This is a genomic window from Wolbachia endosymbiont of Armadillidium vulgare str. wVulC, assembly GCF_001027565.1.
Lineage (GTDB): Bacteria > Pseudomonadota > Alphaproteobacteria > Rickettsiales > Anaplasmataceae > Wolbachia.
In genome coordinates this window covers 51,232-66,893 of sequence record NZ_ALWU01000001.1, presented here as the reverse complement: position 1 = coordinate 66,893, position 15,662 = coordinate 51,232, and the positions used below count along the sequence as shown (strand labels likewise).

Here is a 15,662-nt window from a genome sequence, read left to right as displayed (position 1 = left end):
TATAAAGTACTTTTTTATCAATTAAAGAGGACTATATGAGTGAAGCAACTTTTTCTGAAAAAAATCAGCTTTCTAGAGAGGACATAGCAGAGTTAAAAGAACTTATGTGTCTTGAACGAAGTGAAATAAGTCAAAGTGGAGGAACAGGACTACTAGAACTTATAGCTGAACAGGAGCAAATGCTTGAGGATTTAGGGATAGAATCAAAAGAGCTTTTATGTTCTCAGCATACAGGAATGTACGAGAACCTTAGCCAGCCCTATTCTACGGATCTCGAAGTGTTATAATATAGGTTATCATCGTTATTGGATGTCATGTGTATTCTGTTTAAATAACTTGCAAGTGAATTAATAACTGCAAAAGTTGGGGGACATAAGACTTTGAACTGATCTTTGCCCCCAGAGCTTTATTTTGCCTCTCCTCTACTCATAGCACGTAGCTTACCAGTAAACACTATAATTTTGTTGTTTAAAACAGAATCGCTAGAATTGGAGCTCACGGAAAGAATTTGCAGATATGCAGTCAGATTATTTAACATTTTAATGTTGCGTTCCTGAGAAAAAAGGCTTAAGGCCAATGATAAAAAATATTAACCTTAAGCGATATAAATAAAAAGCAGTCCAACAATTTTGCTAAACCCTGAAGCTTACTATACTACCATGCAAATTCATCTATATCCTTTATTACATAAATGTCAGAATAAGCTTCATCCCAAGTTTCTTGGGAATGTTTAAAAAAGCATATGCGTCAAGTTAAGAGAATACGCCCAATATAGCAACCATTTAAGGTAGATATCTTATTTGTTAAGAAATCTTGATCTAAAATAAGATAATTTTTTTTTAAAGAGTCTATAAATTACTAATTTTATCGTTTAATGTCTAAAATAATTTTTACCGCTTCTCTTCTTTCTTATGCCACTTTTCCTTAACTTGACGCCTATGGTTCAAAAAAGTGTATCAAACTGAAAAAAAAGTAATAAATTGATATAAAAAATGGAGGCTTGACACACTTTTTTGAACATTCCTGGCTTTTTCTTTAGCAGTATCTACGCTACTTATACTCTGGATCTAGCAGACGAAAGAATAGAGGAGTAGGCACTAATGATTTATCATCTTTTCTGGTTTCACTATCCTTTCAAATTCTTCCTCAGTGAGTAGCTGAAGTTTTACCACTGCTTCTTTTAGAGTGATGTTCTCTTTATAAGCAAGTTTAGCTATTTTTGTTGCATTATCGTATCCTATATGTGTATTTAATATAGTGACCAACATTAACGACTGATTCAGTAAATCCTTTATTCTTTCTTTGTTTGCTTTAATACCAACTACGCATTTTTCTGCGAAATTTAAACTTGCATCAGCTAAAAGTCTTATAGACTGTAAAACATTGTAAATTATCACTGGCTTAAACACATTCAATTCAAAGTGACCATTTGAGCCGCCAATTGTCACAGCAACATTATTTCCCATAACTTGAGCACATACCATAGTTACTGCTTCACATTGAGTTGGATTCACTTTACCTGGCATGATTGAAGAGCCAGGCTCATTTTCTGGTAACATTATTTCTCCAACTCCGCATCTTGGACCAGAACCAAGTAACCTTATATCATTTGCAATTTTCATCAAACTGACTGCTACTGTATTGAGTGCTCCACTGAGCTCAACCAAAGCATCATTTGCTGCTAGCGCTTCAAACTTATTTTTTGCTGAAATAAACGGAAGATTGGTGATTCCTGCCACTTCTTTAGCAAAATCCTCGGCAAAGCCTTTTTTAGTATTGAGTCCCGTGCCAACCGCAGTGCCACCTTGTGCAAGTTCATATACGTTAGTTGACTTTACTCTCTCTATTCCCTTTTTAATCTGAACCGTATAGCCAGAAAATTCCTGTCCAAGTGTTAGAGGAGTTGCATCTTGCAGATGAGTACGTCCTACTTTTATTATATCTTTAAATTCCTGAACCTTATTATTTAGCGCTTTATATAATTCCTCAAGATTGGGAATAAGCAAGCGGTTTATTTGCTCTGCTACTGCTATATGCATTGCTGTCGGAAAAGTATCATTTGATGATTGACCATAATTCACATGGTCGTTCGGATGCACTGGAGATTTACTACCCAAATCACCGCCTAAAATCTCTATTGCACGATTGCTGATCACTTCATTTATATTCATATTGGTCTGCGTTCCAGACCCTGTTTGCCAAACAACAAGCGGGAATTCGTTATTGAATTTACCGTCTATTATTTCCTTTGCAGCTGTGCAGATTGCGTCCCCTACCCTACTATCTATGCTACCCTGCTTCATGTTAACATGTGCTGCTGCAAGTTTTACTATTGCTAACGCTTTAATCAGAGGCTCCGGCATTTTCTCTGTGCCAATTTTGAAATTTTCCAAAGAACGTTGAGTCTGCGCTCCCCAGTAATGTTCACTTAGTACTTTTACTTCTCCTAAGCTATCTGATTCTATTCTAACTTTTTTATCCATATTTCCTCCTTCTAGTACTTGACACTACATATGTAAATCATATTGGGTTTCAGTGTCAACTGCCTATTATCTTCCAAACTCCATCCATTTCAATACTAGATCTTGTATGTAACTGCCACTGCTATCACTATGGGCATTAACTCAACTACAATTGTCTCAGCTTATTAATACACACATTTGAGGTACTGCTGATGGGACCTAGAGGTGAACTACAGTGATCATCATCATCGCTATTAAATACGCTATTAAAGCTTGAAGATCTAGATTTTTTTTCTGAATCATCAATTTTTTCTGTAAGGTGATAAAACGTTTTTGAATGACTACACAAAGCCTCCTGTTTATTAATAAATAGTTGATCATTCGCTAAACTTAACATTTCTACTTGGCTATTTAAGTATTGCACTTTATCGTTTAGCTCTTTTTTTTCTTTATTTATTCTTTCAATTTCCTGAACTTTATCTGCAACTATTTGCATCAATTCCTCAATCTTATTGTCATATTCTTTAAACTTTAATTCCAGTAATGGATGATATTCATTTGTTATTTCTTCTTCTATCTCCTGCCGTAACTGTTCTCTTTGCCTCTCACTCTGTTCATCTTTAAGCTCTAGCTTGCTCTTTAACTCTCCATTTTCATACTTTAGTTGATCTATACATTGTTTATAAGATTCCAAATTTGTGTTGTACTCATCATCTAAGCTTCGCATTTGAGATTTTAAATTCGTTAACGATTTATCGTGTTGATATCTCATGCGGTCTACTTCATTTTCATTTTCATTTGCCTCTTCTTCTAACTGATTCACTTTACTTTTCAGTTTCTCTCGTTCTGCATTAGCAATTGTTAACTTTTTCTCTAGGTCTTCCTTTCCTTCATGCACACTTTCAAGTTCTTGTGCTTTTCCCTGCAACTCTGTTGACATATTTGCTAGCTTTTCATTTTTTTGTGTCAGTTCAGCTTGCAATTTTGCATTTTTTTGCTTTTCTTTATTATACTTCTCTAATTCTTCAATTTTTTGCTTAGCCTCCATGAATTCCTGTTCTGATTTTCCTTGCTTAATTATACGATTGCTTAACATTCGATTTTCTTCTTGCAATGATAATAACTTTTTTTCCAAATCTGATATTCGCTCCTCTTTGCTTTTCTTTATACTCTCATTATCGCTTCTTAACTGATCAAGATCGTCTTTCAAATGAAACCTTTCTTCTTCCAGATGAACTAATGCGTTTTGCAATTTGCTTAGCTCATTTATCAACTCTCTTCTTTCTGCATTGGCAACTTCCAGCTTTGTCTTTAGATCTTTCTTTTCTTCATGAACACTTTCAAGTTCTTGCGCTTTTTCTTGCAGCTCTGTTGATATATTTTCTAGCTTCTCATCTTTTTGTGTTAGTCCAATTTGCAATTTTACGTTTTTTTGCTTCTCTTCTCCAAGTTCATTCTGTAAATCACTATTATGCTTCTCTAACTCCACATTTTTTTGCTTAGCCTCATCGAGCCTATATTGTAAATGGTTCCTCTGCTCGTTTAATTCTCTAGTTTCTTGCTCAGCCTTTGTAAGCTTTTGATCTAATTGTTGTGAGTTAACTTCTGTTTGCACTGCAGCTTCTCGCAGATTAACTTCTGCTTGAATTGCAACTTCTTGCAAATTCTGAATTTCAGCTTGTTGAGAGCCAATTCCCGTTTGAGTTTCAACGTGCTGCACAGCAACTTCTGTCTGAGTTTCAGTGTGCTGTAAATTAACTTCTGTTTGAATTGCAATTGGATGAATCACCTGAGTTGCAATCTGCTGTGGATTAATCTCTGTTTGAGTTGATACGTTGTTGCCGATGAGAGAAAGAATAGAGCTGTTTTTAATATCATTTTCAAGGTCTTTCAGCTTTTCGTCTTGGCTATGTTCGTTATTTTGCAGATTACTAACAGCTGAAGCATTTTTATTCTTTGCCAATAATGCTTTTACAGCATCATGTAGAGAGAGGCCTTGAATATATAATTCCTCATTTTGTCTTATTAATTTCCAAAACTCCTTAGGTGGCGATTCAAAATCTTTACCATTAAACTGCAATACTTCAGTTATACCAGAACTACTTACATTCATAACCATAGTACAGGTAAAAGTTTTCCCATGCTTGTCCTGCACAGGCCAAGTGCTTGTCATTTCATAATATGCGTCCTCTTTAAATTCATAATGTCTTTCCTTACCTTTTCGATAAGCGTATATGTTATGCTTTTTATCGCAATAGATATTCAACTCGCTAATATCCCTTTCTTGCTGCAAGATATCGCTAATTCTTATTGGCTCACTTCTATTGTAATTAGTAAGGTTAATGTTTAACACTCTATTAGCATCTTCAGTCCCTACATAAAAAGCTTGAAGCTCTATGTCTTTCCTTCTAAAATACTTACTTACAGCTTTTTTTGCCTGATTTGCTAATTCTATAAGGTCTTTATACGCTTTTTCATCATTTGCCAAATCCATTAACGAGTCATAAAACTCCCATTTGCCCTGATAGTATTCTCCTAAAACAGTAATGCTATTTTTTCTTTTCAGCTCTGCTAATATGTTTTTTAATATCAGGAAATTTGTTGACATAGTACACCCCCTTTACTACATTGTTCTGGTAATACATCTACTTTAGGAATGACTAAGCTATCAGAACTCCTTTTATGTTAACCTTTGTAGTTAAATTTAGTTGCGTTAGGAGTAACTGCGAGTATTAAACCCGGCCTTAGTTATTTGCTTATTATTCCTCACTATCTATTTGTATTACTATACTAATATTAGCACTACATTTTAAGCTATGCAAGAATTTTTATTGGACGCGAAAACTATAAAGGTGCTACCTTCAAAAGCTTTGGTTTGACCTTGTCTAAAAAAGCGTTAGCAAGATCAATAACATCAGCTCACAACCATCCAGGAGGAAGATTATTTAGTAGAATAAAGCTTCAATCATTCCATGATTTCTGTATAGTTTTAAAAACTCAATGAGTATATATGAAAGCAATAATAGGCGGTGCCAGCAAAGGACTAGAAAATTCAATAGCGAGTGGGCTAAATGTTCAACTATTCCCTACTCGGGTGTTAAGATTTGCCGATGGTAAGGTAAATGTAGAAGTAGCAAATGGTCTACATAATCAAGAAGTATGCGTATTTCTCCACCTGTAAATGATAATCTTATTGAGCTTTTGCTTACAATTGATGCAGCAAAGAGGTCAAGAGAGTACAGCAATTGTTCCTTATTATGAATATAGTAGGCAGGATAGGGTTATTAAAAACAATAATATGCAATCTGCCTTAAGTGCTAAATTAGTTACAACCATTCTTCTATCCTTTCTAGTTGCTTGTAGCTGTTAAATCTTAGGAATTTATTGAAATACGGAGAGGCAATGAAGGGAGTAGTATCTCTTAAATAATTAGATAAGAAATTTGGTAGAATATTCTGAAATTCGTGCATTTTTTGTCTATAATCTTTCAAAGCAATAACCTTTATTTTATCATAATCAAGTTTCCAATAAGCAAGCTCCGAGACTTCTTTTTTTGTTGTGTACTCCACTGCTAAAGCTTGTAAAATTAACTGCGGAAAAAATCCTGACATAACTTCTTCATTGGAAGGGGGTGAACCAAGTTTATAGTCTATAATTGCTACTTGTCCACTTGGTAGATACTCAAGTCGATCGCATCTTGCTGTCAGTGAAATTTCTTCTGTCACTCGAGTAGCTTGACACTGATCATGAAATATTGGATAAGAAAACTCCTTCTCTAACTCGACATGATTGTTTCTCACTTCATCAAATTCGACAAAAGATTGAATTACCCTTTGCAGTCTTACCCACCATATATTTGAAAAGTGGAACTGACTAGACGAGAATACTTCTCGTGCAACACTCATTGGGAATTTTCTGTCACGTAAATATCTTGCAAGAATGTTGTGTACCATAGTGCCAAATTCCAATATCGATGGCTTGAAATTTAAGTCTCTTAATTGTTTAAGGCCCAGTATATATTCAACGTAAAATGAATAAGGATTACGAATTAGCTTTTCTATTGCGCTGCAAGACATTACCTGCATTTTTGCTTGCCTAACTTCAGTTTGAGGTTTTGGCATAGGCTGAGTACATGGAACAATGCACTCAGGTGTATTTAATATTCTTAGCCAATCGCGGTAAGGATATTTTGGTTCTTGTAACAGAACCTCCAAACGGCGCAATAGAATTGATTTTCTATCACTCATTAGCCTCGTAATATAAACCTTGCCAGCACCAAATAAATTGCGCAAAGTATACAAAAAATACCCTTGCTCTTCTTGCACAGAAGGAAGGTTGAATTTTTCTCTAGTCAGTGCATTCAAAAACGGATTCTGGAAATTTGGTATATCATTAAATCCAGCAAGTATTACAACTTTATTGTGATATAAGCTAAATTTATCGCAGTTATTTTCTGGAGAAAAAAACTTTCTTTTTAAAAATAATATCAGAATTTTACTATACAACTCCAAGGAACAATCAATTGCTATACCTTCGCATGCGTTCAAGAAATCACGAGTAAAATTACCTATTTCACCATTTAGCTCTGAAAAATTCACATTAGAAAGCACATTAATACACTGCAAATGAGCTGCTACTATATCAGAAATAGGGTGATTTATAAGATTAAGTAGAGAATTAAGTATAGCTTTTAAGCTATTGATAATAATTAATATATCTTCTTTATATTTTAGCTTTCTATGAGCATTGATAGCATTTATAATATCGCTCAGACCGTTTGTACTGAAGCTACGCAATACTTCTATCTCAAACTCAGACAAAATACAAGTGTATTCTTCTTGAGTGTAACCAAAAGTCACTAGACTATGTTTTAGTAGCGAAAGCAGCGCCACACTGTTCCAATTTGAGGTCAAAACTTCAATGCTGTAAAATAGGAGCGTTATACAAGAATAGTTTTTCGATATGGTGCACGCCATACGAGCTGCAAGTAATTTATCAAAGACAAACAAAGAAACATTTTCGTAACCTTCATTCTCTATAATCAGTGACGTCACTTGCGCTTCTTCCTCTCTGGAATCGCAAGTGATGACTTCAATATTGCCAATATGTCCATTACTAACTTTGCTTAGATCGGCAGTTGTATCAAAGACATAGTCAGTTATTTCATTCTCTATAGTGTTCAAGCAGCTAACATCCCTTCTATCCACATTTAAATAATCGAGCAGATCTCTCAGACAATATTGATAGTGTTTTTTATCAAGCAATTTCCAGTCTTTCTCTTTAATTTTCAAATTCAGATTAGGCAAAATTATTTTTCCAAACGGCAGGTCATATATAGCCTTAATTAACGACTTATCCTTTCCAATTCCAACAAAGATTATATGTTGGTCTTCTTGTAAAGAGATTATCATATTGTTTATGTAATCACTCTTATGTTCTAATATATCTACTACTCCTAAATCTTTTAAAATTTTACTCCATGTTTCAATAAGTAAATTTATGAAATTCTCCATTTTCTTTGAGTGCTCATCGAGCTGATAATAATCCGCTATTTGGGTATATTGAAGCAATGATGGCAAACTGCAAGCTAGATCGATTGGAAAATTATCATTGTTTTTTTTATTCCACTTCAATATGAATTGAATCAATAGCAGCATTCTCTTTGTTGGGTTGATAACTTTAACTCTATCAAGATTTAATATTAAATCTTCTTCATCAATATTCTCTAGTGAAACTATCTCTGGCAAAATTATAGCGCTGCAACTCTTGAATGCACTCAGTAATGCTATCACATCCCTCTTGCAGGGAAGTATGATCTTTATTTCAGGAATTTCTTTTCTTTCATATCCAGAAAATATATGCTGGACTAGCACATCGAAAAAGGATGCATCTACGTTAATGGTAAAAACTTTTCCCATGAAAAATGACTATTAGCACGATGCTTTATTGTACAGAAATTATCTAAAATATAAATGTGCTTGCAGTTTCTTATGCTATTATATATTAAAATCTTTCATGACATTACATGACTATCAGAATAGAAGTTTTAAATAAATGTGAGCAAGTTGGCCGCAAAAGAGTAGTTAATGTTTACTCGATTTACATAAGCAAAAAATTACCATCAAAATTACATGAAGAAATTTGTGGGCTATTTTATAATAAAGTCATACAAGACTGCCGTTATTATTTCTACAATGAAGACCTTGAAGAAGTTCAATATGACTTCATAGAACCACAAGCAAAGTGGGGCTTGGAGATAAGCTTCTTACCTGGCATTACCGACAATGTAGGCAACACAGCGAAACAAATTGTTAGAGAGTATTTAATAAGCAAAGGCTATGTCGATGAAGATGTTCATATAAAAGCAAGAAGTTCAAAATTGATTCTAAGTCAAGCAACTGAAGACGATATAAAACAAGAGTTCAACCCTATTACTGAGTATTGTACACTTATCTGCAAGAACTACAGCCGGAAATATTATGGTAAATCGAATACAACATCTGGTGTCATCCCAGTGCCCCGACACTGGGATCCAGAAAATTTCAAGCAATTGTATAATGCAAACTGGATTCCAGTGTCAAGCACTGGAATGACAGAAGGTAGGGTTGGGATGACAGAGGATAGTACTAAGTCTGTTGACCTCAACGTGAGTGACCAAGAGCTTGAAAAAATCAGCAGAGATGGAATCGATGGTAATGGCACTTTAGGGCTCTCTCTGATAGCAATGAAAGCTATAAAGGATTACTTTAAAAAGCTCGGTAGGAATCCATATGATATTGAACTTGAGTCTCTTGCACAGACTTGGTCTGAACATTGTAAGCACAACATCTTTTGCTCTTCTATTGATGAAATAAAAGACGGCTTATATGCACATTATATTAAGCGTGCAACGCGTGAGATAAATTCTGACATATGTGTATCAGTTTTCTCCGACAACGCAGGAGGAATAATCTTCGATGACAATTACTTGATTGTAGACAAAGTTGAAACCCACAATAGTCCTTCAGCTCTTGATCCATTTGGTGGAGCAATGACTGGAGTGCTTGGAGTTAATCGCGATATAGTAGGTTTCGGCAAAGGTGCAGAACCTATAATGAACACTTATTATTTTTGCTTTACCAAAGAAGCAAAAGGCAAACTTTATAGAGACAAAGAGCGCACTGATGAAATCTTACCGCCAAAATATATAATGAAAAAAGTGATCCATGGCGTTAATGTTGCTGGTAATTGCTCTGGTATTCCAACGCAACTTGGATCGATATATTTTGATGATAGGTTCTGTGGAAAGCCGTTAGTTTTTGTTGGAAGCGTCGGGATCATTCCACGCAATATAAATAATGCACCTTCACACATAAAAGAACCCAAAAATGGCGATAAAATTGTAATTATTGGCGGAAGAGTTGGAAAGGATGGCATTCACGGCGCAACATTTTCCTCAGAGGCGCTGTCAGGAAGCAGCCCTTCAACAGTTGTGCAAATTGGTGATCCTATAACGCAAAAAAAATTGTCCAATGCAGTTATAGAAGCAAGAGACCTCAGTCTTTACAATGCAATAACAGATAACGGAGCAGGAGGGCTGTCATCTTCTATAGGTGAAATGGGAAAAGATGGATTTGAAGTTGATCTAAGCAAGGTTCTACTTAAAAACGATGATATGGCTCCATGGGAAATATGGATATCAGAATCACAAGAGAGAATGACCTTAGCAGTGCCGAAAGAAAATCTCCTTATGTTCAAGCAGATTATGAAAAAACATGATGTGGAAGTCAGCGTAATTGGAGAGTTCAGCAATAGTGGTAAAGCTATTGTTAAATGTCCAAAAGGGAAAGTAATAATGGATATGGAAACTGAGTTTTTGCATGATGGCAACCCTAAAATGCATTTACAGACAAAGCCGTATTCTAAGGAGCCTGCTGTCATTCCAACACGCAATACAATAAATCAAGAGACTGAGCTAAAAGAAATGCTGAGCAGATCAAACATATGCAGCAAAGAGTTCATAGTGGCACAATACGATCATGAAGTTCAGGGCTCGTCAGTGCTGAAACCATTGCAGGGCAAGGGAAGAGTGTGCAGCGAAGCAATTGTTTCAAGGCCGGTTCTTTCTTCAAACAAAGGTGTTGTGAAATCACAGGGGTTTGGCTCAAGTTATGGAGAAATTGACACTTACCATATGGCAGCATGCGCGATTGACATCGCAATACGCAACTATGTAGCTGCAGGAGGAAATATAAATCACTTGGCGTTGCTCGACAATTTTTGCTGGTGTGATGCTTACAATCCAGAAAGGCTTTGGCAACTAAAGAGAGCTGCGGAGGCTTGTTATGATTATGCAACTGCATTTAAAACGCCATTCATATCAGGAAAAGACAGTATGTTCAATGACTTCAAGGGATATGATGAAAATGGCGAGAAAGTGATGATATCTGCACCACCTTCGTTACTCATTTCAGCAATTGGAATTATAGAAAATATTGAAAATGCAGTATCGCTTGATGTGAAAATACCAGGAGACTTAATATACGTGCTTGGAGAAACACTCGATGAACTTGGTAGGTCTGAATATCAGTTATATAGTGGAATAGGTAATAACAACGTACCAAAAGTAGATGCAAAAAAAGCCAAGAAGTTGTATGAGCTCTACAACTTGGCAATAAAAGATGGCATAATTGCCTCTGCAATTGCACCAAATTTGGGAGGATTGGCTGTTGCTTTGGCAAAATCGCTAATTGCAGGTAATCTTGGTGCTGAAGTTGATCTTTCAATAGTGAAAGTAGGAAAAACACAGAATATAGATCTAATAAACAAGATAATAATGTTTTCTGAATCGCAAAGTAGAATATTAGTAACCATTGCTCCGCAAAATCAGCGGAAGTTTGAAAAATTGTTTAAAGGTATAGTTTTTTCATGTATTGGCAAAGTGACAGAAGAGAAATTTCTAAACATAAAGGATATCTTAAAAGTAGATCTGAAAGATTTAGGAAGCAGTTATCGTAGCATAATATAAAATATTTTTTGTATTATGCTTAATAACTCTTTTACTATACGTAATGTTTACTTAGAATAAACGTATATTATTTCTGGGTAGGTAACCATGTCTATTTTATCGATACTCTTGTTTATCAGTCTTTCTTTACTCAACGCTTCAAATAAATTAATGATATGTGCTGCTTTATTTGTGGGAGCTGCTTTAGTTGTCAACTCAATGGTTGAATTTTATGGTAGAAGCAAAGCTACGTACAGCTTAATAGCATGTACAGTGATATGTTGTCTTTTTAAATTACAAAATTTTAGTTTGATGATATTGGTTTTATATACTGCAATTTTAGTCTCTCTTCTCTCAAGCATAATTATTTTTGAAGAACTAAAGTCCAAGTTGAATTTTCATATGGCAAATTTTGTTACTTTAATTATAGCATCAATTATTGATAGTACCGTTGTGTGTGTTGGGCTACTATACAGATTTTCTTCAGGTAAATGTTTATCAATATATATTCGAGATTTAACTTTTAAATTTTCTTATGCATCGATATTGAGTATCTGCTTATTTACAGGAATGTATTTATTCTGCTTAATAAATAAGAAATATTTTAAGATTTCTACATAACTTGTTATATCTAAGTTAATCATAAAATTAAAGTGGCTGGAATTTCAAAATTCTTCTCAAGAGAGCTAATGCAGTTTTTTATAAGTTTCATGTATGGTAAAGGTTTTATTTTTAGCCAAATCAATTGAACTAAACTACAAAACCTGCTAAAGTCAATTTTGTGCAAGCACCCTTAGCTCAGTTGGATTAGAGCATTTGACTACGGATCAAAAGGTCGGGCGTTCAAGTCGCTCAGGGTGCACCATATTTTATAGGAAATAGGAGTCATACTTGAAATTGATATATGCAATACCTATCTTTAAAGGCTAAATACTGAACTATTACATATGAGCAAAAAAGACTACTATGATCTGCTAGAGGTGAGCAGAAATGCTAGTGTTGATGAGATAAAAAAAGCATATAAAAAATTAGCATTAAAATATCACCCTGATAGAAATCCTGGTAATAAGGAAGCAGAGGAAAAATTTAAAGAAGTAACAGCTGCATATGAAGTTCTATCCGATTCTGAAAAAAGAGCAGGTTATGATCGTTATGGTCATGAAGGTGCTTCTAGTGGATTTGATTTCAGCCAAGCTGGAGGGGATTTTAGCGATATATTTAATGATTTTTTTGGTGGGGGATTCGGTGGTGGTACAAGTAGGTCAAGAGCAAAAAGAAGTACGACAGGAATATCTGGAGCAGATCTGCGCTACGACCTTGAAATTACCTTAGAAGAGGCGTTTAAAGGAATACAAGCACCTATACTTTATGTAACAAATGTAAAATGTAATACATGTCAAGGCACAGGTAGCGAAGGAGCAATAAAACCAGCTCAGTGCCACACATGCCAGGGAAGCGGTAGGATTAGGGCTCAACAAGGCTTTTTTACCATTGAAAGGACGTGCACTACATGCTATGGAGAAGGAGAATTAATACAAAATAAGTGTAAGAAATGCGGTGGGAATGGACGTAAAAGAGATGAAATAAATATATCCGTTTCAATTCCAAAGGGCATAGAAGAGGGAGCTAAAGTAAGGGTAAGCGGTAAAGGAGAAGCTGGAACAAGAGGTGGAAAAAGCGGAAATTTATATGTATGTGTGAAAATAGCTCCTCATCAAATCTTTACTCGCAATAGAGCAGATTTACACTGTAAAGTGCCTATAAGAATGACACTAGCAGTACTTGGCGGTGAAATTGATGTCCAATCAATTGATGGAACTAAAATAAAAGTAAAGGTCCCTGAAGGCACTCAAACCGGTACTAAACTACGTTATAGGGAAAAAGGTATGCCATATATGAACTCACATATTCGTGGCGATTTATACGTACAAGTAATAGTTGAGACTTTAAATCCAAAGAATTTAACTCAAAAGCAAATTGAGCTATTAAAAGCGCTTGAAGAAGAAAATGCAAGTGTGCAACAATCCGAAGGATTTTTTGGAAAAGTAAAAAAAAAATGAGAAATCTGTTAGATGACATAAAGAAATAGCTATTTACACTTAATTCTTTTTAGCAATTTGAAAGCCTTCTCTTTTAGTAAAAAGATTTCTTAAAGTTATGCAAAAGTGATAAATTTCTTTATTTAAGGTCGAAGTTTTGCTATCCTCACATTTTAATAATTTAAAATTAATGAACATAAACAAAAATGAGTTTTTATTTCTTCCACTTGGAGGAGTAGGAAGAATCGGGATGAATGTTAGCCTATATCATTACCAAGGCAAGTGGATTATGATCGACCTTGGTGTTGGTTTTGCAGATGAAACTATGCCAGGTGTTGAGCTGCTCATTGCTGATATAGATTTTATTGCTCAAAGAAAAAAAGATTTGCTTGGAATAATAATTACACATGCACATGAGGATCACTGTGGTGCAGTACCTCATCTGTGGGAAGAGTTGCAATGTCCCATATATACAACAAAGTTTACGGTTAATTTTCTCAAGGAGAAACTAAAGGAATTTCGATTGGAAGGTATAGTGCCTATGAAAGAGGTGGACATAAATGGCAGTATAAATTTTGGTCCTTTCACTGTTGAATTTATAAACATAACTCATTCAATTCCTGAGGCAAATTCAATATTAATTAGCACTGAAGTAGGTAGTGCGCTTCATACTGGAGACTGGAAATTTGATCCAAAACCTGTTGTTGGATTAACTTCTAATATAGAGCGTCTAAAAGAAATTGGCGATAAAGGTGACCTGCTTGCAGCAATTTGCGATTCAACCAATATATTAAGCAAGCATCACCCTGAGTCAGAAGGTGAAATTTATAATAATATTTATAACATAATAAAGCGGTCTAAAAAATTGGTTGCTGTGTCGCTATTTGCTTCAAATGTGGCGCGAATTGAGACTATCGCTAAAGCTGCACAAGCACTAAATAGGAAGGTGGTTTTACTTGGTAGATCCTTATGGAGAATAGTGAAAGTTGCTCAAGATAGTGGTTATTTAACTGATTCTCCTGAGTTTCTAGAAGCAAAGGAAGCAGTAAATTTTCCAAGGGAAGAACTGGTGCTACTTTGCACAGGTTGTCAAGGTGAGCCACTGGCAGCAACCTCAAGGCTTGCTAATAAGAGTCATCAAGCATTTAAAATGCAGCAAGGTGATACAATGATTTTTTCGTCAAAAATCATTCCTGGCAATGAAACTCGTGCACATAACATGCTCAATGCCTTTATTGAGATGGGAGTAGAAGTTGTTATTGAAAAAACAGAGAATGTTCACGCTTCCGGACATCCAGTAAAAGCAGAGCTAAGGGAAATGTACTCTTTGATAAAACCTAAGATGTCTATTCCGGTTCATGGTGAGTATATTCATACGGATGCACATGTAAAGTTCGCTAAAGAGTGCGGTGTGAAAAAAGCAATAATGATTGCACCAGGTGATATTGTTAATTTGAAGAACGGAGAAAAAGTTGATTCAATCGATGTTGACTACTTTGGTATTGATGGTATGTTGCTGCGTCATCCGGAGTGCAGTGTTATAAAAATGCGTAAGAAAATGAGAGATGCTGGAGTTATCGTAGTGACAGCAGTCGTAAACAAGAAAAATAAATTGCTTGCTAAGCCAAAAGTATTTGCACCAGGTGTTTTCGAAGCGCAAGAAGATGCAGCCATTATGCAAAAGATCATAGAGAAGGTTGAGTCAGCATTTAGCCCACAACCGATAAAAAAAATAAGAAATAAGATTGAAAGTTCAATATTTAGTATCTTAAAGGAATATTTACTAAAAAGACCTATAATTGAAGTCCAGATAGAACAGGTATAGAAATATACCTCTTTTTTTAACCATTATTTGAGTAAGAAGTTAACAATGTATTCTTTGATGTTATTTCAGCATGCAATACTGGAATCCGTAAAAACAAATCAGTGTCAAATCACACAACTATACGAACATTGTGATTTGAGTCTACCAGAAGGGTGTCATCCCAATGCCCAGGCATACAACTGCACGAACATTGTAGTTTTAGAGCAATCTCCACCAGGAGAATGTCATCCCAGTGCCCAGACACTGGGATCCAGTTTTTCATGCAACCTTGTCAAAGACGTTTGTTTTAGCATAAAACAGCTACTTTTATGCTTGCCATCTCAGTGCGCTTACTTGCAAAATTTCTGATG

10 protein-coding genes, 1 tRNA gene and 1 pseudogene are annotated in these 15,662 nt (G+C 35.2%); 7 read left to right on the top strand and 5 right to left on the bottom strand.

Going from position 1 to position 15,662, the window contains the following annotated elements; all coding sequences use genetic code 11:
- Nucleotides 1-35 precede the first annotated feature (35 nt).
- Complete coding sequence (locus wVul_RS00300; RefSeq protein WP_047758697.1) at nt 36-287, top strand: hypothetical protein; 252 nt, start codon at nt 36-38, stop codon at nt 285-287.
- 94 nt (nt 288-381) lie between these two features.
- Here wVul_RS00300 and wVul_RS10205 read toward each other — a convergent pair.
- The 3 genes and pseudogenes from wVul_RS10205 to wVul_RS00290 all read right to left on the bottom strand — a co-directional run.
- Nucleotides 382-568, bottom strand: a pseudogene (locus wVul_RS10205) (hypothetical protein); the annotation flags it as partial.
- Between the two features lie 529 nt (nt 569-1,097).
- Nucleotides 1,098-2,483, bottom strand: coding sequence for a class II fumarate hydratase (gene fumC, locus wVul_RS00295; RefSeq protein ID WP_047758696.1), 1,386 nt, complete (start codon nt 2,481-2,483; stop codon nt 1,098-1,100).
- Nucleotides 2,484-2,628: 145 nt separating this feature from the next.
- Entirely contained in the window at nt 2,629-5,070 is a 2,442-nt protein-coding gene (locus wVul_RS00290; protein ID WP_047758695.1) for a coiled-coil domain-containing protein, read from the bottom strand.
- A 402-nt stretch (nt 5,071-5,472) separates the two neighbouring features.
- Here wVul_RS00290 and wVul_RS10200 point away from each other — a divergent pair, with 402 nt between their 5' ends.
- Complete coding sequence (locus wVul_RS10200; RefSeq protein ID WP_238580331.1) at nt 5,473-5,643, top strand: ribose-phosphate pyrophosphokinase-like domain-containing protein; 171 nt, start codon at nt 5,473-5,475, stop codon at nt 5,641-5,643.
- Nucleotides 5,644-5,832, top strand: coding sequence for a ribose-phosphate pyrophosphokinase-like domain-containing protein (locus wVul_RS10195; protein WP_410543403.1), 189 nt, complete (start codon nt 5,644-5,646; stop codon nt 5,830-5,832).
- Here wVul_RS10195 and wVul_RS00280 read toward each other — a convergent pair.
- A complete protein-coding gene (locus wVul_RS00280) occupies nt 5,789-8,380 on the bottom strand; it encodes a PD-(D/E)XK nuclease family protein (protein ID WP_047758694.1) in 2,592 nt (863 codons plus the stop codon). The two genes, wVul_RS10195 and wVul_RS00280, sit on opposite strands and share 44 nt — an antisense overlap.
- Before the next feature lie 107 nt (nt 8,381-8,487).
- Between wVul_RS00280 and wVul_RS00275 the strand changes: the two genes are divergently transcribed.
- The 4 genes from wVul_RS00275 (at nt 8,488) to wVul_RS00255 (ending at nt 15,312) form a co-directional block, all read left to right on the top strand.
- Complete coding sequence (locus tag wVul_RS00275) at nt 8,488-11,469, top strand: AIR synthase-related protein (protein ID WP_047758693.1); 2,982 nt, start codon at nt 8,488-8,490, stop codon at nt 11,467-11,469.
- 766 nt (nt 11,470-12,235) lie between these two features.
- A tRNA-Arg gene (locus wVul_RS00265) sits at nt 12,236-12,313 on the top strand.
- 82 nt (nt 12,314-12,395) lie between these two features.
- Nucleotides 12,396-13,508, top strand: a complete 1,113-nt coding sequence (gene dnaJ / locus wVul_RS00260; protein ID WP_047758691.1) for a molecular chaperone DnaJ — start codon at nt 12,396-12,398, stop codon at nt 13,506-13,508.
- Between the two features lie 169 nt (nt 13,509-13,677).
- Complete coding sequence (locus wVul_RS00255; protein WP_047758690.1) at nt 13,678-15,312, top strand: ribonuclease J; 1,635 nt, start codon at nt 13,678-13,680, stop codon at nt 15,310-15,312.
- A 109-nt stretch (nt 15,313-15,421) separates the two neighbouring features.
- Here the strand turns inward: wVul_RS00255 and wVul_RS09410 are convergent, their stop codons facing one another.
- Nucleotides 15,422-15,574 carry a hypothetical protein gene (locus wVul_RS09410; protein WP_179943839.1) on the bottom strand — a complete coding sequence of 51 codons (153 nt, stop codon included), beginning with the start codon at nt 15,572-15,574 and terminating at the stop codon, nt 15,422-15,424.
- Nucleotides 15,575-15,662 lie beyond the last annotated feature (88 nt).

Coding starts and splice junctions, on each gene's coding strand:
- wVul_RS00300 (WP_047758697.1), top strand. CDS start 36: ATGAGTGAAGCAACTTTTTCTGAAAAAAATCAGCTTTCTAGAGAGGAC.
- fumC (WP_047758696.1), bottom strand. CDS start 2,483: ATGGATAAAAAAGTTAGAATAGAATCAGATAGCTTAGGAGAAGTAAAA.
- wVul_RS00290 (WP_047758695.1), bottom strand. CDS start 5,070: ATGTCAACAAATTTCCTGATATTAAAAAACATATTAGCAGAGCTGAAA.
- wVul_RS10200 (WP_238580331.1), top strand. CDS start 5,473: ATGAAAGCAATAATAGGCGGTGCCAGCAAAGGACTAGAAAATTCAATA.
- wVul_RS10195 (WP_410543403.1), top strand. CDS start 5,644: ATGATAATCTTATTGAGCTTTTGCTTACAATTGATGCAGCAAAGAGGT.
- wVul_RS00280 (WP_047758694.1), bottom strand. CDS start 8,380: ATGGGAAAAGTTTTTACCATTAACGTAGATGCATCCTTTTTCGATGTG.
- wVul_RS00275 (WP_047758693.1), top strand. CDS start 8,488: ATGACTATCAGAATAGAAGTTTTAAATAAATGTGAGCAAGTTGGCCGC.
- dnaJ (WP_047758691.1), top strand. CDS start 12,396: ATGAGCAAAAAAGACTACTATGATCTGCTAGAGGTGAGCAGAAATGCT.
- wVul_RS00255 (WP_047758690.1), top strand. CDS start 13,678: ATGAACATAAACAAAAATGAGTTTTTATTTCTTCCACTTGGAGGAGTA.
- wVul_RS09410 (WP_179943839.1), bottom strand. CDS start 15,574: ATGAAAAACTGGATCCCAGTGTCTGGGCACTGGGATGACATTCTCCTG.